The 20,039-nt window shown below is 50.3% G+C and carries 20 protein-coding genes; 10 read left to right on the top strand and 10 right to left on the bottom strand.

From position 1 onward, the window contains the following. Window positions 1–161: 161 nt before the first annotated feature. The 10 genes from AC3ISQ_RS10060 (at window position 162) to AC3ISQ_RS10015 (ending at window position 9,196) form a co-directional block, all read left to right on the top strand. On the top strand, window positions 162–1,208 hold the full coding sequence (locus AC3ISQ_RS10060) for a 3-deoxy-7-phosphoheptulonate synthase (protein ID WP_489352811.1): 1,047 nt from the start codon (window positions 162–164) through the stop codon (window positions 1,206–1,208). A gap of 266 nt (window positions 1,209–1,474) precedes the next feature. Next, entirely contained in the window at window positions 1,475–1,849 is a 375-nt protein-coding gene (locus tag AC3ISQ_RS10055; RefSeq protein ID WP_489352809.1) for a tail fiber domain-containing protein, read from the top strand. 221 nt (window positions 1,850–2,070) lie between these two features. Beyond that, complete coding sequence (locus AC3ISQ_RS10050; RefSeq protein WP_489352807.1) at window positions 2,071–2,556, top strand: glutathione peroxidase; 486 nt, start codon at window positions 2,071–2,073, stop codon at window positions 2,554–2,556. Window positions 2,557–2,671: 115 nt separating this feature from the next. Next, entirely contained in the window at window positions 2,672–2,857 is a 186-nt protein-coding gene (gene hemP / locus AC3ISQ_RS10045; protein ID WP_489353219.1) for a hemin uptake protein HemP, read from the top strand. Window positions 2,858–2,950: 93 nt separating this feature from the next. Beyond that, window positions 2,951–5,008 (top strand): TonB-dependent hemoglobin/transferrin/lactoferrin family receptor, encoded by a 2,058-nt coding sequence (locus tag AC3ISQ_RS10040; RefSeq protein ID WP_489352806.1) that lies wholly within the window; start codon window positions 2,951–2,953, stop codon window positions 5,006–5,008. 34 nt (window positions 5,009–5,042) lie between these two features. Next, window positions 5,043–6,077 (top strand): hemin-degrading factor, encoded by a 1,035-nt coding sequence (locus AC3ISQ_RS10035; protein ID WP_489352804.1) that lies wholly within the window; start codon window positions 5,043–5,045, stop codon window positions 6,075–6,077. Then, window positions 6,074–6,904, top strand: a complete 831-nt coding sequence (locus AC3ISQ_RS10030) for a heme/hemin ABC transporter substrate-binding protein (RefSeq protein WP_489352803.1) — start codon at window positions 6,074–6,076, stop codon at window positions 6,902–6,904. Before AC3ISQ_RS10035 ends, AC3ISQ_RS10030 begins: the two co-directional genes overlap by 4 nt. After that, complete coding sequence (locus AC3ISQ_RS10025; protein ID WP_489352801.1) at window positions 6,904–7,908, top strand: FecCD family ABC transporter permease; 1,005 nt, start codon at window positions 6,904–6,906, stop codon at window positions 7,906–7,908. The genes AC3ISQ_RS10030 and AC3ISQ_RS10025 overlap by 1 nt, the downstream gene beginning before the upstream one ends. Beyond that, a complete protein-coding gene (locus AC3ISQ_RS10020) occupies window positions 7,901–8,686 on the top strand; it encodes a heme ABC transporter ATP-binding protein (RefSeq protein WP_489352799.1) in 786 nt (261 codons plus the stop codon). The genes AC3ISQ_RS10025 and AC3ISQ_RS10020 overlap by 8 nt, the downstream gene beginning before the upstream one ends. A 114-nt stretch (window positions 8,687–8,800) precedes the next feature. After that, entirely contained in the window at window positions 8,801–9,196 is a 396-nt protein-coding gene (locus AC3ISQ_RS10015; protein ID WP_489352797.1) for a Spy/CpxP family protein refolding chaperone, read from the top strand. 52 nt (window positions 9,197–9,248) lie between these two features. On the opposite strand, the gene AC3ISQ_RS10010 is transcribed toward AC3ISQ_RS10015, so the two are convergent. The 10 genes from AC3ISQ_RS10010 to arnB all read right to left on the bottom strand — a co-directional run bounded on the left by AC3ISQ_RS10010 (window position 9,249) and on the right by arnB (window position 19,972). Then, window positions 9,249–10,691 carry a protein adenylyltransferase SelO gene (locus tag AC3ISQ_RS10010; RefSeq protein WP_489352796.1) on the bottom strand — a complete coding sequence of 481 codons (1,443 nt, stop codon included), beginning with the start codon at window positions 10,689–10,691 and terminating at the stop codon, window positions 9,249–9,251. A 136-nt stretch (window positions 10,692–10,827) separates the two neighbouring features. Continuing rightward, window positions 10,828–11,565 carry an EAL domain-containing protein gene (locus tag AC3ISQ_RS10005; protein ID WP_489352794.1) on the bottom strand — a complete coding sequence of 246 codons (738 nt, stop codon included), beginning with the start codon at window positions 11,563–11,565 and terminating at the stop codon, window positions 10,828–10,830. 478 nt (window positions 11,566–12,043) lie between these two features. After that, window positions 12,044–12,502, bottom strand: a complete 459-nt coding sequence (locus AC3ISQ_RS10000) for an NlpC/P60 family protein (protein WP_489352792.1) — start codon at window positions 12,500–12,502, stop codon at window positions 12,044–12,046. 88 nt (window positions 12,503–12,590) lie between these two features. Continuing rightward, window positions 12,591–12,965, bottom strand: coding sequence for a 4-amino-4-deoxy-L-arabinose-phosphoundecaprenol flippase subunit ArnF (gene arnF / locus AC3ISQ_RS09995; protein ID WP_489352790.1), 375 nt, complete (start codon window positions 12,963–12,965; stop codon window positions 12,591–12,593). Then, window positions 12,962–13,306, bottom strand: coding sequence for a 4-amino-4-deoxy-L-arabinose-phosphoundecaprenol flippase subunit ArnE (arnE, locus tag AC3ISQ_RS09990; RefSeq protein ID WP_489352789.1), 345 nt, complete (start codon window positions 13,304–13,306; stop codon window positions 12,962–12,964). Before arnE ends, arnF begins: the two co-directional genes overlap by 4 nt. Then, complete coding sequence (gene arnT, locus AC3ISQ_RS09985) at window positions 13,303–14,970, bottom strand: lipid IV(A) 4-amino-4-deoxy-L-arabinosyltransferase (protein WP_489352787.1); 1,668 nt, start codon at window positions 14,968–14,970, stop codon at window positions 13,303–13,305. Before arnT ends, arnE begins: the two co-directional genes overlap by 4 nt. After that, complete coding sequence (gene arnD, locus AC3ISQ_RS09980; protein WP_489352785.1) at window positions 14,967–15,872, bottom strand: 4-deoxy-4-formamido-L-arabinose-phosphoundecaprenol deformylase; 906 nt, start codon at window positions 15,870–15,872, stop codon at window positions 14,967–14,969. The genes arnT and arnD overlap by 4 nt, the downstream gene beginning before the upstream one ends. Then, window positions 15,869–17,851, bottom strand: a complete 1,983-nt coding sequence (arnA, locus tag AC3ISQ_RS09975; protein ID WP_489353217.1) for a bifunctional UDP-4-amino-4-deoxy-L-arabinose formyltransferase/UDP-glucuronic acid oxidase ArnA — start codon at window positions 17,849–17,851, stop codon at window positions 15,869–15,871. Before arnA ends, arnD begins: the two co-directional genes overlap by 4 nt. After that, window positions 17,851–18,831 (bottom strand): undecaprenyl-phosphate 4-deoxy-4-formamido-L-arabinose transferase, encoded by a 981-nt coding sequence (gene arnC / locus AC3ISQ_RS09970; protein ID WP_489352783.1) that lies wholly within the window; start codon window positions 18,829–18,831, stop codon window positions 17,851–17,853. The genes arnA and arnC overlap by 1 nt, the downstream gene beginning before the upstream one ends. Beyond that, a complete protein-coding gene (gene arnB, locus AC3ISQ_RS09965; protein ID WP_489352781.1) occupies window positions 18,818–19,972 on the bottom strand; it encodes a UDP-4-amino-4-deoxy-L-arabinose aminotransferase in 1,155 nt (384 codons plus the stop codon). The genes arnC and arnB overlap by 14 nt, the downstream gene beginning before the upstream one ends. Window positions 19,973–20,039: the final 67 nt, after the last annotated feature.

The raw sequence follows: 20,039 nt of genomic DNA, 5'->3' as shown, positions 1-20,039 counted from the left end.
TCTTGATTTTGCTATTAATCGGGAATTTTCTTAGGGAATAGGCTCGAATGATCGGGAATTGATACAAAATACGGTTGAATTCATCGAGGTTTACGTTATTGTGATCGCCATCACTTCCCGGTATTCCTGCCGCAGCGAAGAGCAAATTTTAGAGAAATCCCATGCACAAAACAGATGAACTGCGGACCGCGCGCATCGACAGCCTGATTACGCCGCAAACGTTGGCGGATAGGCTGCCAATTTCAGCGACAATCGCCGACAACGTGACAGCGTCACGTAAGCGTATCGAAAAAATCCTAACCGGCGAAGATAAGCGCCTATTAGTGGTGATTGGCCCCTGCTCAATCCACGATTTAGACGCCGCACTGGATTACGCGGGTCGTTTGAATGCGTTACGTGAACGTTACCAAGATCGTTTGGAAATCGTGATGCGTACCTACTTCGAAAAACCGCGTACCGTGGTGGGTTGGAAAGGTCTGATCTCCGATCCTGATCTCGACGGTACTTATCAGGTTAACCGGGGTATTGAACTGGCACGCAAACTGCTGCTAGAAGTCAATCAGCTCGGTTTGCCAACCGCGACCGAATTCCTCGATATGGTTGTCGGGCAATATATTGCTGATTTGATTAGCTGGGGCGCGATTGGTGCCCGCACCACCGAAAGCCAGATCCACCGTGAAATGGCCTCGGCGCTGTCCTGCCCGGTCGGTTTCAAAAACGGTACCGACGGTAATACCCGCATCGCTATCGATGCGATTCGCGCAGCGCGTGCTGGGCATATGTTCCTGTCACCGGATAAAACCGGTCAGATGACCATTTATCAAACCAGCGGTAACCCATACGGCCATATCATTATGCGCGGCGGTAAAACACCAAACTACCACGCGACCGATATCGCCACCGCTTGCGATAGCCTGCGTGAATTTGATTTACCTGAGCAGTTGGTGATCGATTTTAGCCACGGTAACTGCCAGAAACTACATCGTCGTCAGCTCGAAGTCGCTGAAGATGTTTGCCAGCAGATCCGCGCCGGCTCCACCGCCATTGCCGGTATCATGGCAGAAAGTTTCCTGATGGAAGGCACGCAGAAGATTGTCGCCGGTCAGCCACTGACCTACGGTCAATCGATTACCGATCCTTGCCTGAGCTGGGCCGATAGCGAACAACTGCTGGCGATGCTGGCGGATGCGGTGGATAGCCGTTTTTAATTTAATTTATCCCAGTTACTCGCTTTTATGAGCAACTGGGAATTTCAATACATTCACTCCATCCTCCTAAATGCGGTCATTTTTGTTGCGTTTTAAATAAATAAAACCACTTGATATGACTTGCAATTATTAATTCAAGCTAAATTAAACTCGGTCAATATTTTTAGTTGACCATTTTTTAAATCGTGTGTTATTTATTCTTTCGAAGTGAAAGCAGGAGTTTTATTATTTGATACTTATTATAATCATCGCAATAGGAGAATATAATGTCGTTAAAGAAAAGAACTATGGCCTCAGTATTTTTTATTGGTCTAATGATGGCAGGAACAGGTTCTGCATTAGCAAGTAATTCATGCTGTCCATTCAGTGACGAAACGCTTAAAGAAAATGCGGTACCGCTCCAAGACTCACTGCAAAAAGTATTGAAATTACATGGTTATACTTATACTTGGAAAAAGGATAAGCAGCAGGATATTGGCCTCATGGCTCAAGAAGTAGAAAAGGAATTTCCGCAGTTAGTACATGAAAAAGACGGTTATAAGCAAGTCGACTATCAGAAAATGGTCGCCATTCTGATAGAAGCCATGCGTCAACAACAAGAACAAATCGATACTCTTAAAGAAAAAATTGACTCTAAATAAAAGTGATTAATACATTAATTACCATGAGTTAAGTCAGTACCACTTTTATATTCCACACTATTGATTCAGTCATTATTTGGCTGGAATTTGAAAATGCTGACACGTTATTACCTAGGGAGTAATGAGTCTCATCCCTGAGGCTCACCCTATTATATTGAAACCTGCACCTTGACGTTTTTTGGGTATATACTGCTATAGGGTTCCCTTAGGTAAACATCCACATGAGCCAATCACTACTGTCCATCCCTTGCACCACCTTGCAGGGCGAGCCTAAAACGCTGGGTGATTTTCCGGCGCGTGCCTATTTAGTGGTGAATACTGCCAGCAAATGCGGCTTTACCCCACAGTACAAGGGGTTAGAAAACTTATGGCAATATTACCGTGATCGTGGCCTGGTAGTGCTAGGTTTTCCTTGTAACCAGTTCGGTTCACAAGAACCGGGTAACTCGCTAGAAATCGCCAATTTCTGCACGCTCAACTACGGTGTCAGTTTTCCGCTATTTAGCAAAATCGAGGTCAATGGCCCTGGTGCTCACCCACTGTTTAACGAATTAAAACGTCTGGCTCCGGGTTTATTGGGTAGCCAACGCATCAAGTGGAATTTCACCAAATTCTTGCTCACCGCCGAGGGTCAACGCGTGACACGCTTCGCGCCGATCACCAAACCCGAGCGGTTGTTTGATCGAATTGAAGTGCTGTTGAAGTAGTTCTTCGTAAAGTAAAAGCACCCATTCGTAAGAAAATTTTCCTTGATGTAACTTTTCTTTCACATGATAATGATTATCACTTTGATAAAAATTACCATTTGAGTTGAAAGCCATGATGGAAAACCACAACAATAGCTCTCAGCCGAAAAGCCCGGTCACTGTAGCCCTGCCTGCCGCCACCCTACCAAACTATGACAGTAGTCAATTGCTCGGTGCGGAAGGCGTGGCGATCATCACCCATCAGGGGCAACGCTATCAGTTACGTCAAACCAAAGCGGGTAAATTGATCTTAACCAAATAACAGCAAAATACCTCAGCGCCAGCCACCCCGATTATTTGATCCAGGCAGCCAGCAAATCTATTGATATGTTTGATACATATGGAGAGTTGCCTAATGCCTTTACTTATTGCCACCCGGCTGCGTTTATCCGCATTGAGCCTGGCTGTTGCCTGTGCCCTGCCAGCGGCGGCTTTGGCCCAGACCGACACCAGCAAAGAAACTAAAAAAGATAAAGACGACACCCTGACCGTGGTTGCGACTGGCAATCAGCGCAGGAGTTTTGAAGCGCCGATGATGGTTACGGTGATCGAAAACAACACCGCAGAAAGCCAGACCGCAACCACCGCTGCCGATATGCTGCGCAACGTGCCCGGCATTACCCTCTCCGGCACCGGTCGGACCAATGGGCAAGACATCATGATGCGCGGTTACGATCGTCGCGGTGTTTTGACCTTAGTTGACGGTATCCGTCAAGGTACTGACACTGGTCATCTCAACGGTATTTTCCTCGATCCGGCGTTGGTAAAACGCATTGAAGTCGTTCGCGGCTCTTCCGCTCTGTTGTACGGCAGCGGCGCACTGGGTGGCGTAATATCTTATGAAACCGTCGATGCGGCGGATCTACTATTACCGGGTAAAGATACCGGGTTCCGCGTATTCGGTAACGCTGGCAGCGGCGATCACAGCCTCGGCATGGGTGCCAGCGCTTACGGCAAGACCGATAATCTGGATGGTTTGATTTCCTTCGGTACTCGCGACGTGGGCGATCTTCGCCAAGGTAACGGCTTTGATGCACCAAATGACGAAAGCATCAATAACATGCTGGCGAAAGGCACCTGGAACATCGATGAAAGCCAGTCATTAAACGGCAGCCTGCGCTACTACAACAATCGCGCACAAGAGCCGAAGAACCCGCAAGACCCGCTGACCTCCACCAGCAACCCGATGACCGACCGCTCTACCATTCAGCGCGATGCCCAATTGGGTTACAAACTTAAGCCGGTTGGTCAGGATTGGTTGGATGCCGACGTCAAACTGTATTACTCCGAAGTTGATATCAACGCCCACACCGATGGCAGCCAAGACGAAGCGCGGGAGCAGACCACGAAAGGGGCGAAATTGGAAAACCGCACCCGTCTGTTTGCCGACAGCTTTGCTTCGCACCTGCTGACCTACGGCAGTGAAGCCTACAAGCAGAACCAAACCCCAGGCGGCGCGACAGAAAGCTTCCCACAAGCCAGTATCAACTTTGCTTCAGGCTGGTTGCAGGACGAAATCACCCTGCGCGATTTGCCCATCTCTATTTTGGCCGGTACGCGCTATGACAACTACCGTGGCAAAAGCAACGGTTACGATGATGTCAATGCCGACCAATGGTCATCACGTGGGGCGGTGAGCGTCACGCCAACTGATTGGTTGATGTTGTTTGGTTCTTACTCGCAAGCATTCCGTGCGCCAACTATGGGCGAGATTTATAACGACTCCAAACACTTCTCAATCCCAATGGGCCCGACCACCATCACTAACTATTGGGTGCCGAATCCGAACCTACGTCCAGAAACCAACGCCACACAAGAATATGGTTTCGGTTTGCGATTTGACGATCTGTTAATGGCGGAAGACAGCCTGCAATTCAAGGCCAGCTATTTCGATACCAAAGCCGAAGATTACATCACCACCGATGTCACCATGGAACTGGGGCGTGGTCCGCGTGGGCCTTATTGCATTAAATGCACCACCACCTCAATCAACATCGGCAGCGCCAAGATTTGGGGTTGGGATGCCATGTTGAGCTACAAAACCACCCTCTTCGGTTGGGATCTAGCCTACAACCGCACGCGTGGTAAGAACCAAGATACCGGCGAATGGCTCAGCAGCATTAACCCAGATACCGTCACCAGCGCCTTGGACATCCCAATCGCCGAAACCGGCTTCTCTACCGGCTGGGTGGCGACTTTCGCCCAACGTGCGACCAACGTGCCAAGCAATCTATCTCCACAAGCTGGCTACGGCGTGAATGATTTCTATCTAAGCTATAAAGGCCGTGAAGAGTTTATCGGCATGACCACCACCGTGGTGCTCGCTAACGCCTTCGACAAAGAATACACCTCACCGCAAGGCATTCCGCAAGATGGTCGCAACGCCAAGCTGCTGCTGAGTTATCAGTGGTAATCCTTTGAATACTAAAATAATAGGAGAGAAATTGATGAACACCGATTTATATCAGCGTTATGAGCAAGCCAAAACCGATAACCCAGGAAAATATGCACGTGATCTAGCCGGAATTCTCTGCGTTAGCGAAGCAGAGCTGACTCATGCGCGCGTGGGCAACGACGCCCACCGCCTGAAGGCCGATGCCCGTACTTTGCTCGGCGAGTTGGAGCAAGTTGGCGTGACTAAATCTATCACCCGCAACACTCATGCGGTGCATGAGCAAGTTGGGCGCTATCAGAACCAGCATCTGAGCGGCCACGCCGGGTTGGTGCTTAATCCGCGTGAGCTGGATCTACGCTTATTTTTACACCAGTGGGATAGCGTCTTCGCGCTGAGCGAGACCAATAAACGCGGTGTACGCCACAGTATTCAGTTCTTTGATCATCAAGGTGATGCGGTGCACAAAGTGTACACCACCGACGAAACACATCTCGACAAGTGGATGGCACTGGTTGAGCGTCACGTCAGCGCGGAAAATCCCGCATTAGCGCTACAATCGGCGGCGATCATAACCGGCACTACGACGCCTGATGGCAGCAAAATCGATGCAGAATGGCGTGCGATGACCGACGTTCATCAATTCTTCCAACTGCTAAAACGCAACGAGTTGACTCGTCAGCAAGCGTTCCGCGCCGTTGGTGACGATCTGGCCTATCTGGTGGATAACAGTGCGCTGTCGCAGATCCTCAATGCCGCTCACGAATTGCAGAACGAGATAATGATATTTGTTGGTAACCGTGGTTGCGTGCAAATTTTCACCGGGCAGGTCGAACGCCTGATGCCGCAAGACGGCTGGATCAACGTGTTCAACCGCACTTTCACCCTGCATCTGATCGAAGGGGATATTGTGGAGAGCTGGATCACCCGTAAACCGACCAAGGACGGCATCGTCACCAGCTTGGAACTGTTCGCTGCCGACGGCACGCAAATCGCCCAGCTTTATGGTCAGCGTACCGAAGGACATCCCGAACAGACCCAATGGCGTGAGCAGATTGCCGCCCTTGCACCTAAGGATATTGCCGCATGAAACCTTCATTAACCCGCCGCCTGGCGTTGTGCATCGCGTTAGCGCTCCCGTTCACCGCTGCGGCGGCTGAACGTATTGTTTCGATAGGCGGTGACGTCACCGAAATTGCCTTCGCACTGGGCGTGGGCAATGAAGTGGTCGCACGCGATAGCACCAGCCTGCTACCGAAAGAAGTGCAAAAACTGCCGGATGTCGGCTATATGCGCCAACTCAATGCCGAAGGTATTTTAGCGCTGAAACCGACGCTGGTACTCACCAGTGAACTGGCAGAACCTTCGCTGGTGTTGAAGCAGATAGAAGACAGCGGCGTGAAAGTGGTACGTGTGCCGGGAGATACCCAGGTGCAAGCCGTGCCGGGGAAAATCAGCGTGATCGCTGCTGCCGTCAACCGTGCCAGTAACGGCAAGCAATTGGCCGATCGTTACCGACAGCAACTGGCAACAGTGCCTAACAGCCCGCTGCCAGTCAAAGTGCTGTTTGTGATGAGTCACGGCGGGATCACGCCGATGGCCGCCGGGCAGAAAACCGCCGCTGATGCCATCATCCGTGCCGCCGGGCTACAAAATGCCATGCAGGGATTTGAGCGTTACCGTCCGCTGTCACAAGAAGGCGTGATCGCCAGTGCACCAGATATGTTGTTGGTCACCACGGCAGGCATACAGTCGCTGGGCGGTTTGAAGCAATTGTGGACGTTGCCGGGCGTCGCGCTGACACCGGCGGGTAAAAATCGCAAAGTGCTGATCGTCGATGATATGGCGTTGCTGGGCTTTGGTCTGGACACGCCAGTAGCACTGCAAAAACTGCGCAAAGCGGCGGAACAAAAGTGATGCGTTGCCGTACCTCACCCCGTTTAGCGATCGGTAGTTTGCTGATTTTCCTCACATTATCAGCGCTAGTTGCGGCCAATATGGGGGCATTAACACTTTCATTTCGTACCCTGTGGGTGGAACCGTTTAGCGATGCCAGTTGGCATATCTGGCTCAATATCCGCCTGCCCCGCGTGTTACTGGCGGTGGTGATTGGCTGTGCGCTGGCGGTGTCGGGTGCGGTGATGCAAGGGTTGTTCCGCAATCCGCTGGCCGATCCCAGTTTGTTGGGGATCAGCAGTGGCGGCGCGTTATCCGTCGCGTTATTGATTGTGATGCCTATCGCCCTGCCGCCAGTGATCGCGTTGTACGGACATATGCTGGCGGCGTTTATCGGTAGCCTGTTAGTTTCTGTGTTGATTTACGGCATCAGTCGTAGCGGACATGGTAGTTTGTCGCGCTTACTGTTGGCAGGCATCGCCATTAATGCCCTGTGTATGGCGGCGATCGGCGTGTTGTCGTATTTAAGTAGCGATCAACAACTGCGTCAGTTTTCGTTGTGGATGATGGGCAGCCTGAGTCAATCGCAGTGGCCGACGCTGTTGGTCAGCGCTTCGCTCATCCTACCCACTGTGGCGTTGACGCTGTTACAAGCGCGTCGTCTCAATCTACTGCAACTCGGTGATGAAGAGGCGCACTATCTTGGCGTCAACATACAGCGTACCAAGCTGCAATTGCTGTTACTCAGCGCTCTGCTGATTGGCGCGGCCGTCGCGATGAGCGGTGTCATCGGTTTTATCGGCCTCGTGGTACCTCACTTGGTACGGATGCGTTTGGGCGGCGATCACCGTTGGTTGTTGCCCTGCTCGGCGCTGGGCGGTGCCTGCTTGTTGTTGGTGAGCGATACTTTGGCACGCACCTTGGTCGCCCCCGCAGAAATGCCGGTCGGATTGATGACCAGTCTGCTCGGCGGCCCTTACTTTTTATGGCTGGTGATGCGCCAGCGGGAGCGCATGGGTGGCTAATCCAGCAACCTTAACGGCACGAAACCTAGGTTATCATCTCGGCTCACGGCGGTTGATCAATGACGTGTCGCTCAATATTGATTGCGGTGAGATGGTAGCGATTATCGGCCCAAACGGTGCGGGTAAATCAACGCTCCTGCGCCTGCTGACTGGTTATTTACCACCCGATGCAGGGGAATGTCGTCTGCTCGACCAATCACTGGATCAGTGGCCGCCACAACAATTGGCCAAAATCCGCGCCGTGATGCGCCAACATAGCGATCTGGCCTTCCCTTTTACGGTGGAAGAAGTGATCAGCATGGGGCGTTCGCCACACGGTCACCGTGATGGACAACCAGCCATTCAGCAGGTGATGGCGCAAACCGATTGCACAACGTTAGCTCAGCGTGATTACCGTCAACTCTCCGGCGGTGAACAACAGCGAGTGCAGTTGGCGCGGGTGTTGGCTCAGTTATGGCAACCGGAACCTTCTCCACGCTGGTTATTTCTCGATGAACCCACGTCAGCGCTCGATCTCTACCACCAGCAACATACGTTACGTTTACTGCGTTCATTGACGCGTCAACAGCCGTTGGCGGTCTGCTGCGTATTGCACGATCTCAATCTGGCAGCGCTGTATGCCGACCGTATTTTGTTGCTGCATCAAGGGCATCTGGTGGCTGACGGCTCACCGCAAGAAGTGTTGCAAGCTGAGGTGTTAACCCGCTGGTATCAGGCCGATCTGGGCGTTTTATATCACCCAGAATTGGCACTACCCCAAGTTTATCTGCGCCAATAGCACAGGACTGAAGCCAGGGTAATCCAAATTTGGACTAATTTTTCGTTTCGATTTATCGGCCGCGCTGCCATGCTGAAACGGTCAACAGAACATTAAGTCCAATGAGGAATACCCATGAAATTGAAAACTCTGGTTATCGCTACTGCCGCTCTGATTTGCTCTGCCAACGTTATGGCTAACACCTTACCAGAGACCACAGCTCCCGCTGGTTTAGCGCAAGAGCTGCAATTAACCAAAGCTCAACAGGACAACATCATCAAGCTACATGCCGACGCACAGATTTGTATGCGTAACATTGATGCCAGCAAGCTGGACCCGACGCTGATCCGCGACATGATCAAAACCGGTAAAGTCGATGAGCCAGTATTGAGCAAGCAACTTGATGCGCTGGGTGTGGTGAAGAAACAAGCCAGTATTTGCCGCGTGAAATACTATGCTGCGGTCAGCAATAGCCTGACGCCGGAGCAGAAGAAGAAGTTCATGGAGATTCAGGGCCAACAGGCGCAATAATCTGCTAACTTGATTTCAGGCGAAGATTCCCCCTTCGCCTGAATTTACACATTCAGCTCGAACACGAAATTTCCAAATGCTTGCCCCAATCAGGCGGTAACGCCGCCAAATCGTCGTACTGCGGATCATCAGCGAACGGTTGTAACAACGCCTGATGTAAACGCGTCAACTTACCAATATCCCCTTTCTCCGCATCTTCAATCGCTTGTTGTGCCAGATAATTACGTAAAATCAGTTTTGGGTTGGCCGCTTTCATCGCTTGCTGACGTTCCGCATCGCTTACTGACTCTTGCAACAGGCGCTGACGATATTGCTGATACCAGTTATCGAAGGCCAAACGATCGATAAATTCATCACGTAGTGGCGAGCGCTCTTGCTGCACACTAACGTCACTCAACAGACGGAAGGTGCGAGTGTAGTCGCGCCCTTCTTGCGCCATCATGCTCAATAACCCGGTCAACAGATCGTTATCCTGCGCCGTGGGGTTAAATAACCCTAACTTGGCGCGCATCTGCTCACCGTAAGCCTGCATCAACGCCGGTTCATAAGCCGCTAATGCCTCTTGTAACTGTTCCGTACTCATCAAATCTGACAGCGTCTGCGCTAGACGGTGCAGGTTCCAGAAAGCCACTGCCGGTTGATTATCGAAGGCGTAGCGCCCTTGATGGTCGGAATGATTGCAGATGTAATCGGGTTTATAGTCATCGAGGAAACCATACGGACCATAATCAATGGTGATGCCCAGTATCGACATATTGTCAGTGTTCATCACGCCGTGCGCGAACCCCACGGTTTGCCAATGCGCTAACAGGCGCGCGGTACGCTCGACAACGTCGGTGAACCACAATTGATAGTGGTCGGTTTGCCCTAATAATTGCGGCCAATGGCGAGCAATTACATAATCCGCCAACTGTTTGACCTGCTCTGGCTGTTTACGATAGTAAAAATGCTCAAAGTGACCGAAACGCACGTGGCTTTCCGCCACCCGCATCAGCATCGCTCCCCGTTCCGGTTGTTCGCGGAATACCGGATGCTCACTGGTGACGATGGTCAACGCACGTGTGGTAGGAATACCTAAATGATGTAAGGCTTCAGAGGCTAAAAATTCGCGGATCACTGAGCGCAGCACCGCACGACCATCGCCCATACGCGAGTACGGTGTGAGTCCAGCCCCTTTCAAATGCCAATCGCGATGGCTGCCATCAGCAAGCACTTGTTCACCTAACAAAATACCGCGCCCATCACCCAACTGCCCCGCCCAGACGCCAAATTGATGGCCGCTATAAACCTGCGCCAACGGCTGCATACCGGGCAATAGTTCTTCTCCCGCCCAGATTGGCGATTTTTCTGTTTGGAACCAGCTTTCATCCAACCCCAGTTCCAACGCCAACGGCTGACTGTGATACAGCAGACGAGCGCCCTTTAATGGTGTTGGCATCAGCTCAGTATAAAAACCGGCTAACTGATGATGGTAAGTGTTGTCGAACTGCGGCATCTGGCTCTCCTTTTTGTTTAGTGTAGAGCCTGACGCACGCAATTAACACCAACTAAAAATAGGGTGAAGGGTTTCTAGTGAACAAATAGTCATTATTAAGTTGGTTACATATTACACATTCAATATTAATAGTTTTTTAATTATTGTTTTTAAACTCATTGGGTGTTGCCTGTAAATTAAACAACCCATCGCCACTCACTCCAGGCCATAAAAAACCTTGAACCCCCCAAATATCTGCATGATTGAGTTTATTAAAATACTCTTTTTTCTCTACGCCACCGACGATCACACCTTTACACAGTAAATTAATATTTTTTAATAGTGATTCGAATACCCGGTCATAACCCGGTTCGGTAAATAGTTGCCAGTAAAAGCGCTTGTCGATTTTCACGTAATCAAACAAACCGTCATACAAGGCTGTCAACGTGGCGTTACCTGAACCAAGATTGTTCAAACACAGTGTAAACTCGCGGCTTAATCGGTTTAGCTTTTCATTGTTTTTCCCAGCGGAGAGATTTGGAAAACTTTCACCAATAGCTAAAACAATGAACAACAACTTTTGTAGACGTTGACGCAAAAAATCATCGTTCAACAGCCAATCAACCACCGTTTCTTCAATATTAATGGTCAATAAAACATCGTACTCAACAAACCAAGCAGCATAATGCTCAACGAGGATTATTTGCTCATTAAATAACTCTATTTTTTGCTCTGCGGATAATAAATTAAACCCAATACCGGCTGGCATGGCCAAATCACCGTTAGGGCTGTTAAAACGGCTGAACATTTCGACCGCCAACAGCCTACCCTCCATTGAGTAGACGGGTTGGAAAACGTAGCTACTAATAAAGTCAGCTTCAAATTGAATTTTCATTTTCATGCCAGAGGCGGAATAGCGAACAACTTATCGTATAGTAATAATTTTTATCGATCAATCTCTCTAAGATTAATCGGAAATATCGATGCAATTACCAATAAGTTATCATTTAATTGATAGTTCAAAACTATATATATTCGCAGTAAACCTAAGAAAAACAACTGGAATTTGAGATGAATCATCTGACCAATATCACATTTCAAAGAATATTTTACTTAAGACACTTCATCACGCTAATAATTTGACTTATCTATCAATTTATTATTTATCGACCGATAATTAACTGAAACGTTTCTTTAGAATATGAATATTCACGCCAATTTTAATGATGAAGTTTGATTACGAATCAATTTCGTTCGTTATTCTCATCATTGAATGATGGAAAAAGTGCTTAGTTTGATTTTTAGGCTGTGGTGTTTTTATACGGGGAACCAGAACAGGTCAGTATGCGTTAACAGCCTACTGACCTAGATATTTAGATCCGACGCGCCTGCCAGTAAACTTTGCGCCAGTAGACGTTATTGAGCGAAGAGCGCATCACACCTTTGCTAGTGGAAGCATGGATAAATTGATCGTTGGTGTCGTAGATACCCACGTGCAGGCCGCTTTCACCCGCTCCGGTTTTGAAGAATACCAAATCGCCCGGCATCAGTTCGTCGCGTGAAACTTTGGTGCCGATTTCGGTTTGTTGAGAAGTAGAGCGCGGTAATTGCATATCGAAGCGATCGCGGAAGGTACGATAGACAAAGCCGGAGCAGTCTACCCCACCACGATCCATTCCGCCGTAGCGATAAGGCGTGCCGTACCATTGCTGTAATTGGTCGTTGAGCTGTGCCACAACCACGATGGAGTCCGACAGGCGACCACTCGGTGGTGGAGCATGGCTGCTACACCCGGCAAGGATCAAAATGGCTAATAAGAATCCAATACGCATTCGCATCATTTCCCTTCACTGGATTGGCGCTAATTTATCCTTCTCGTGAATATAAATGCAAGTTTTGTGCAGGATATTATTGAACTGGCTACGGTTTAATGCGGTTTTTGCTGTTAATCAGCCAAATACCAAGCAGAATACACAGCGTCCCCAAGGTCTTTAACAAGGTGGCTGATTCGTTGAACCACGGCAAAAACACTGCCGCCAGATACACTAGGATATAACTGATGCTTATCAGTGGATAAGCGCGATTTAACGGTAAATAACGCAAGGTGAAGAACCAACACAGCATCGATAGCGCATAGCCCAGCAATCCACCGGCAACCGCCAGCAAAGATAACCAAGGTAACGTGTTGAGCACTTCGAGCCAATCCAGAGGGATTTGCACCATGCCCCATTTCAACAACAGTTGCGCCAACGTTGCCAACAGCACGCTGACCATGCCCCATAGATAGCCTTTCATGGGTTCAGACTCATCAGCAAGATCCCTAGCATGATCGCCGCCACACCGCACCAATGGCGCGGCGTGGTGGTTTCTTTATATAGCCAATTGGCGGCTAAGGTAACCAACACAAAGTTGAAACTTAGCATTGGGTAAGCGAGGCTAAGCGGTAGACGCTGTAACACGTTCAACCACACCGCCATCCCCAAGCCCAGCATGATGACTGCCAGCGCCAACCAACGTACCGTATGCCGCAAACGTACTTCGGTAGGTAAACGCCAGCTTTCCGCCGCCTGTTTCTGACACAGTTGCCCAGCACAAGTTAGCAAGCTGACCACCGCCACCAGCAGATAGCCGATCATGGTTGTTGCTTATACCAGAACAATGCTAAGCGGTTCATCCGTTGTATATGATCCGCAGCTGGCAAACTCTGACTCTCCACACTTTCTCCGCGTGACAATTGCAATACCACTGACACATTGCCCTGCTTACGCGCCTGAACCAACCACTGAGGGAAATCGGCATCACTAACAAAATGATCGCGTGAATCGGCGTAATTCAGCCCATAAGCGACTTCACCTTTTTGGCTATACATCAGCACATCACTACGCTTTAGTTCCCAAGCTAACCCGGCTGCCACACCCACGCTATCGCTCAACACATAACGGCTATCACTCAACGCAGGCATATTGGCACGAATAAAATTCTGCGGCTGTTTGGAGTCGATCACTTGCTGCGGGATCATATAACCGACTAGCAAGGCCAATAATAGCGGACAAGCGGCCGCCCACATCCATCGTTGCCCCTGATGGCGAGCCGAAACAACAGCAAACAACAGCCAACCACCAAACGCGACCATGCCAATCAGAATTTTTGGCCATTCCTGCCGAGTAAATAGATGCACCTTCGGCAACAGCCCAGACCACAAGATTAACAGAGCGATGATGACAATCAGACCAAACAAACCATTCAGCACCGCGTTCACTTTAAAGACTTTGTTACGCAGAGTATTGATGCAGTCTTCTGCATAGGCCGCCATCAGCAATGCCAGCGGTGCCATGCAGGGTAAAATATACGTCGGCAATTTACCTTTGGCGATGCTGAAGAAAATCAGCGGCATCGCTACCCAACTGAGCAGGAAGAACAGTTCAGGACGTTGAACCCGTTCACGCCAACCTTTTAGTAACGAACCTGGCAGCAGCGCCAACCACGGTAATACCGCAGCCATCAAGATAGGTATGTAATACCAGAATGGCGCTTTATGCTGGGCATCTTTTTCAGCAAAACGCTGAATATGTTCCACCCAGAAGAAATAATTCCAAAAATCCGGCTCGCGCTGGGCGATTGCCAATGCCCACGGCAAGCTAATCAGCGTAGCGACCACGATGGCGATTGGCCCGTAGATCAGTAACTCTTTGACTTTACGTTGTTGGATAACGATCGGAATGACCGCTATGACCGGCACGGCTAGCGCAAGGAAACCCTTGGTCATGAAGCCCATACCACAGCTCAGACCGAGCAGAACATAACCGCCGATTTTGCCTTTAACACTGGTCGCGTGCAGTGTCAGGTAATAACTGACCATCGCCGCCGTCAGCCACAAAGCAATCATCGGATCGAGTACGCTGTAGGTACCGATACTGAATACCAACACCATCGACAGGAAAATCAGCACCGCTAAACTGGCGCGACGGGCATTTCGCCACATCAGCCAAGCGAGTCCGAACACCAATAGCGCCGTCATGCCAGTGCTAAATGCCGAACCAAAACGCACGGCAAAATTGGAATCACCAAACAGCCATTGGCTAATATTGTTGATCCAATATCCGGCTACGGGTTTTTCGAAATAACGCAAACCTAATAGATTTGGCACCAACCAATCGCCGCGTTGTAACATTTCACGGCTGATTTCAGCGTATCGGGTTTCATCTGGCTGCCATAACAGGCGACCGTTGAGTGGAATGAGATAAACGAGAGCAAAAAAAACCGTCAACAGAATTGCCCATGTTCCTTTTAGTGCCTTCATCCAGCATCCTTCACATCAGTTTGGCAGCCCAACCAGCCTTCACGGCCCGGAAACGACGCGCGCTCAATACGCCCTAGCGGTATCGAGGAGAGATCTTTTGGCAGCAAGGCGCTCAATGGGCAAAACTCGATGCCCTGTTGCTGCGCCCGTTGCAGTAATTGTTCGAACATCGCGGACTGTGACATCCCTTCCACTTCACTGTGGATGGTGTACACCGGCACACCCTGATCGTTTTCTATCGCATTCAGGATGTAGTCGTTGAAATCAGCCATGTTGGTTTCACTGCCGATCACTTCGTCAAAAGTCGGCAACGTCACCGGGATTTGCACTGAGCCGAGCCGCCCATCATTCAACAACGGACGAAACGGATGGCTACCACGGCAATCGCTGTTGTAATGAAAACCGAAGCGTTGCTTGACCTCCAACACCCGTTGATCGGCACGCCAGCCCGCGACAGCAGAGCATTTCACTATTTGCCCGGTACTGGCGACTAATGCATCAACGCCGAGCTGAATTTGCCTCGTTAACTCCGCTTCGCTCCAGCGCCCGACTTTCGCCTGCCAGCCTTGATGGTCCCAAGCGTGCAATCCGACCTCATGCCCAGCGGATGCGGTTTGCTTCATCAACGAACCTAACGAACGGGCGATCTGACGTCCCGGCCAAGCGGTGCCCGCCAACAAAATATCCCAACCGTATAAAGCGGCAGCATTCGAGCGCAACATTTTCCACAAAAATTGTGGGCGCAGCAGGCGCCACAAGTGGCGCCCCATGTTGTCCGGGCCGACACTGAAGAAGAAGCTAGCCTGAATTTGATACTGATCGAACAATTCCAGTAAGCGCGGCACCCCCTCACGGGTGCCACTGAAGGTATCAACGTCTACACGTAGACCGACTTTTTTCATGCATCCTGTCCCGCCTGAGCGGTGGTACGCAGGAAGTAATCCAACGTTTCGGCGACCGTCTGCTGCATGGCGATAGTCGGCTGCCACTCCAGCAAACGACGGGCATTTTTGATGCTCGGGGTGCGGTGTTCCACGTCTTGATAGCCTTTGCCGTAATAGCTGCTGCTTTCAATGTCTTTGAAACCGGCAAACGGTGGGAAACGATCGCGCAGCGGATGCTGGTTGAAGCTCGCCAGCAACATTTCCGCCAGTTCACGAATACTCGCTTCGTTGGTCGGGTTACCGATGTTGACGATTTGCCCATCACACAGACCATCGCGGTTTTCGATAATGCGGAACAACGCTTCGATGCCGTCGTTAATGTCGGTGAAGCAGCGTTTTTGCGCCCCGCCGTCGACCAATTGGATTGGTGAACCTTCCACCAAGTTAAGGATCAATTGCGTGATGGCGCGGGAAGAACCAATACGTGCGGCGTCTAGGTTATCCAAACGTGGCCCCATCCAGTTGAACGGACGGAACAGGGTAAATTTCAGACTTTCTTTCGCCCCGTAAGCCCAAATCACCCGGTCCAGTAACTGCTTGGAAACCGAGTAAATCCAACGTTGCTTGTTGATGGGCCCAACGATGAGACGCGAACTATCTTCGTCGAACTGTTTGTCATCGCACATGCCGTACACCTCGGAGGTGGACGGGAAGATGATGCGTTTGTTGTATTTCACGCAGTCACGGACGATTTTCAGGTTTTCTTCGAAATCCAACTCGAATACGCGCAGCGGATTACGGGTATATTCGATCGGCGTCGCTATCGCCACCAACGGCAAGACCACGTCACATTTTTTGATGTGATATTCGATCCACTCGGAGTGGATGCTGATATCCCCTTCAACAAAGTGGAAGTTCGGGTTGCCAATAAAACGGCTGATCGCGTCAGAGCCGATATCCAACCCATAGATTTCATAGCGACCTTCTCGCAACAAACGCTCGGTCAAATGGTTGCCGATGAAACCATTCACGCCCAAGATCAACACGCGGGTTTTACGTTGCAACACCAAGTTCGGTTTCGCGGCCAGGCGCACATCAGTGACGATGCCCATCTCTTGCGCTAAACGATTACCCTGCACAAACAGCCCAGACTCGCTCTGACCAGCAACCACTTCCAATGCACCTTCGCCACAGGCGATGACCAACGGTTCGGTACTCAGTACGGTGCCTGGTTGTTTGTCATGTTGAGTATTCAACACCCGCGAACGCCAAATGGTCAGTTTGCGCTGTCCCAAGTAGCTGAATGCCCCAGGATAAGGTTCGGTCACTGCGCGGACCAAATTGTTGATGGTTTTCGCTGGCTTATGCCAATGAATTTCGCCATCAGCTGCGGTACGGCGGCCAAAATAGCTGGCTTGTGCTTCATTTTGTGGTGTGAAGGTTGCGCTACCATTTTTCAGCTTAGGTAACTGATCTTTCAGCAATGCCTGCGCTTCTTCCAACACTTTTTTATGCAGCGTTAGCGCGGTATCACTGTCGGCAATCGCCACTTTACGCTGGCCGACGATGTCACCTGCATCCGCACGTTGCACCATTTTATGCAGCGTCACACCGGTTTCTGTTTCACCATTCACCAGCGCCCAGTTGACCGGGGCACGACCACGGTAATGTGGCAACAACGAACCATGCAGGTTAAAACCACCTAGCGGAGCCAGAGACAAAATCTCTTCGCTCAACAAATTGCGATAATAGAAGGAGAAAATCACATCCGGCTGCAGTTTGCGAATACGTTCCACCCACAAAGGATGGTTAACATCATCCGGCGCGAAAACCGGTAAATCCAACTCTGCACCAGTACGAGCTACTGAGCAGAAAAAGTTGTTCTCACCCGGATCGTCGTTATGGGTAAATACCGCTTGAATATCATAACCTGCGGCAGTCAGGGCTTTCAGACCGGCACAACCAATATCATGGTAAGCAAATACAATAGCTTTCATCATTCTTCTTCCTGTGAATCATTGCCCGGCTGTTTGCCGACCACTTTTTGAACAAAATACCTCGGACGAGCACGCACATCGTTATAGATGCGTCCGATGTACTCGCCTAATAAGCCCATGCCAACAAACTGCGCGCCGATAAAGGTGAACAGCACCGCAAACAGGGTGAATACCCCATCCGCGCCCCATTCAGAACCGAAAATCAAACGCATGGCGATCAGCAATACCGCCAATACAAATCCCGATAACGCGACAACGCTGCCCACTACGCTGAGTAAACGCAGCGGTGTGGTAGTCAGGCAAGTGATCAGGTCGTACATCAGATTAATCAGCTTCATCAGGCTGTATTTAGAATCACCAAACTCACGTTCAGCGTGCTTGACTTCAATCTCGGTGGTACGACGGGCGAAGGTATTCGCCAAGATAGGGATAAAGGTGCTACGTTCGTGACAATGTAACATCGCCTCAACAATGTGACGGCGATAGGCACGCAACATACAGCCGTAGTCGCCCATCGATTTGCCGGTGGCGCGTTGAATCATCATGTTAATCATGCGCGAAGCACTTTTGCGGAACCAAGAGTCCTGACGATTGGCACGAACCGTGCCGACCACGTCATACCCCTGTTCGGCAACACTCACTAAACGAGGGATCTCTTCCGGTGGGTTTTGCAAATCAGCATCCAGTGTGATCACCAGATCGCCACTCACTTGGTTAAAACCCGCCATGATTGCCGAATGTTGTCCATAGTTACGGTTCAGCAAAACAGCGACGATACAACTGCCCGGTTGCTCTGCGGCGGCAGTCAGCATGTCACCTGACTCATCACTACTGCCGTCATCAACCAGAATAATTTCATAAGGTTGAGATAACTGTTGGCAAGCTGCGGTAGTCCGTTCGATCAACGCGGGTAGACTCTCCTGCTCGTTATAGACCGGGATCACCACCGAAACTTTTTTGATAGGTTCAACCTGCGACACGGGACGACTCCACTAGAGAAAATAAAGCAGCAACGACGCGATCGACATCTTGATCGGTCATATCAGGGAATAACGGCAAGCTGCATAACCGAGCGGTATTCCACTCGCTATTCGGTAATGACAGTTGTGGGTAACGTTCGCGGTAGAACTTTTGCGTATGCGCCGCACGGAAGTGCAAACCCGTGCCAATACCGACTTCTTTCAACCGCTCCATCAGTTGGTCGCGGCTCAGGCCACAGCGTTCTTCATCCACGCGAATCATAAACAGATGCCATGAATGATCGTGCGGGTAATCCGGCACGCTGAGAGGTAAGAATGCGGAGCCTTCTAGTGCCGCGGCATAGCGTGCAGCCAGCGCTTGGCGGCGCACATTCAACTGCGGTAAACGCGACAGTTGCACGACAGCGATCGCCGCATGAATATCTGACAGGTTGTACTTGTAGCCCGGCTCTACCACTTCCGCCTGCGGCTTACGCCCCAGTTGTTGACGATCGAAAGCATCAACGGCCAAACCATGGAATTTCAAACAACGCAGACGATCGGCCAACGCATCATCGTCGGTAGCCACTAATCCGCCTTCAGCACAGGTAAGATTTTTAATCGCATGGAAAGAAAAGATTGCCGTGCCACGCGAGCCAACCCATTCGCCTTTGTAACGCGTACCCACCGCATGGGCGGCATCTTCGATCAACGGAATTTGGTGACGCTGCGCAACAGCTCGCAGTTCATCTAACGGCAAGGGTGCACCCGCATAATGCACCGGGATGATGGCTTTGGTTCGTGGGGTGATTGCCGCTTCAACGGCGGCGGCGTTGACCATCAAAGTATCGCGGTCAACATCGATCATCACTGGCGTCGCGCCAAGCAGTTCAATCATGTTGAGGGTAGAAACCCAAGTTTGTGAAGGTGTGATCACTTCATCGCCCTCACCAATGCCTATAGCCATCAGGGTAAGATGCATCCCTGCCGTGGCCGAGCACAGCGCGATAGCATGTTTACAACCGAAGGTATTACAGAAATCACTTTCTAATTGTTGGTTTTGTGGCCCGGTAGTGATCCAACCGGAACGTAACACTTTCTCTACTGCAGCAACTTCCTCGTCGCCAATCGCCGGACGAGAAAAAGGCAAGAATTGATCCATTGTTAACCCCAAATGCATTGAATTTCTTTAACCTACTGTAAATCTCTTTTATTTAACGGATATTAAA

It is taken from the genome of Serratia sp. KH_031, from assembly GCF_057839655.1.
This window is presented reverse-complemented; position numbering and strand designations above follow the sequence as displayed.

Excerpts from the sequence above, each read along its gene's own strand:
- arnD (WP_489352785.1), bottom strand. The coding sequence starts at position 15,872 with ATGAAAAAAGTCGGTCTACGTGTAGACGTTGATACCTTCAGTGGCACC.
- AC3ISQ_RS10055 (WP_489352809.1), top strand. The coding sequence starts at position 1,475 with ATGTCGTTAAAGAAAAGAACTATGGCCTCAGTATTTTTTATTGGTCTA.
- arnA (WP_489353217.1), bottom strand. The coding sequence starts at position 17,851 with ATGAAAGCTATTGTATTTGCTTACCATGATATTGGTTGTGCCGGTCTG.
- AC3ISQ_RS10015 (WP_489352797.1), top strand. The coding sequence starts at position 8,801 with ATGAAATTGAAAACTCTGGTTATCGCTACTGCCGCTCTGATTTGCTCT.
- AC3ISQ_RS10030 (WP_489352803.1), top strand. The coding sequence starts at position 6,074 with ATGAAACCTTCATTAACCCGCCGCCTGGCGTTGTGCATCGCGTTAGCG.
- arnF (WP_489352790.1), bottom strand. The coding sequence starts at position 12,965 with ATGAAAGGCTATCTATGGGGCATGGTCAGCGTGCTGTTGGCAACGTTG.
- AC3ISQ_RS10000 (WP_489352792.1), bottom strand. The coding sequence starts at position 12,502 with ATGCGTATTGGATTCTTATTAGCCATTTTGATCCTTGCCGGGTGTAGC.
- arnE (WP_489352789.1), bottom strand. The coding sequence starts at position 13,306 with ATGATCGGCTATCTGCTGGTGGCGGTGGTCAGCTTGCTAACTTGTGCT.
- AC3ISQ_RS10035 (WP_489352804.1), top strand. The coding sequence starts at position 5,043 with ATGAACACCGATTTATATCAGCGTTATGAGCAAGCCAAAACCGATAAC.
- AC3ISQ_RS10005 (WP_489352794.1), bottom strand. The coding sequence starts at position 11,565 with ATGAAAATTCAATTTGAAGCTGACTTTATTAGTAGCTACGTTTTCCAA.
- AC3ISQ_RS10040 (WP_489352806.1), top strand. The coding sequence starts at position 2,951 with ATGCCTTTACTTATTGCCACCCGGCTGCGTTTATCCGCATTGAGCCTG.
- AC3ISQ_RS10050 (WP_489352807.1), top strand. The coding sequence starts at position 2,071 with ATGAGCCAATCACTACTGTCCATCCCTTGCACCACCTTGCAGGGCGAG.
- arnB (WP_489352781.1), bottom strand. The coding sequence starts at position 19,972 with ATGGATCAATTCTTGCCTTTTTCTCGTCCGGCGATTGGCGACGAGGAA.
- hemP (WP_489353219.1), top strand. The coding sequence starts at position 2,672 with ATGGAAAACCACAACAATAGCTCTCAGCCGAAAAGCCCGGTCACTGTA.
- AC3ISQ_RS10025 (WP_489352801.1), top strand. The coding sequence starts at position 6,904 with ATGCGTTGCCGTACCTCACCCCGTTTAGCGATCGGTAGTTTGCTGATT.
- arnT (WP_489352787.1), bottom strand. The coding sequence starts at position 14,970 with ATGAAGGCACTAAAAGGAACATGGGCAATTCTGTTGACGGTTTTTTTT.
- AC3ISQ_RS10010 (WP_489352796.1), bottom strand. The coding sequence starts at position 10,691 with ATGCCGCAGTTCGACAACACTTACCATCATCAGTTAGCCGGTTTTTAT.
- AC3ISQ_RS10060 (WP_489352811.1), top strand. The coding sequence starts at position 162 with ATGCACAAAACAGATGAACTGCGGACCGCGCGCATCGACAGCCTGATT.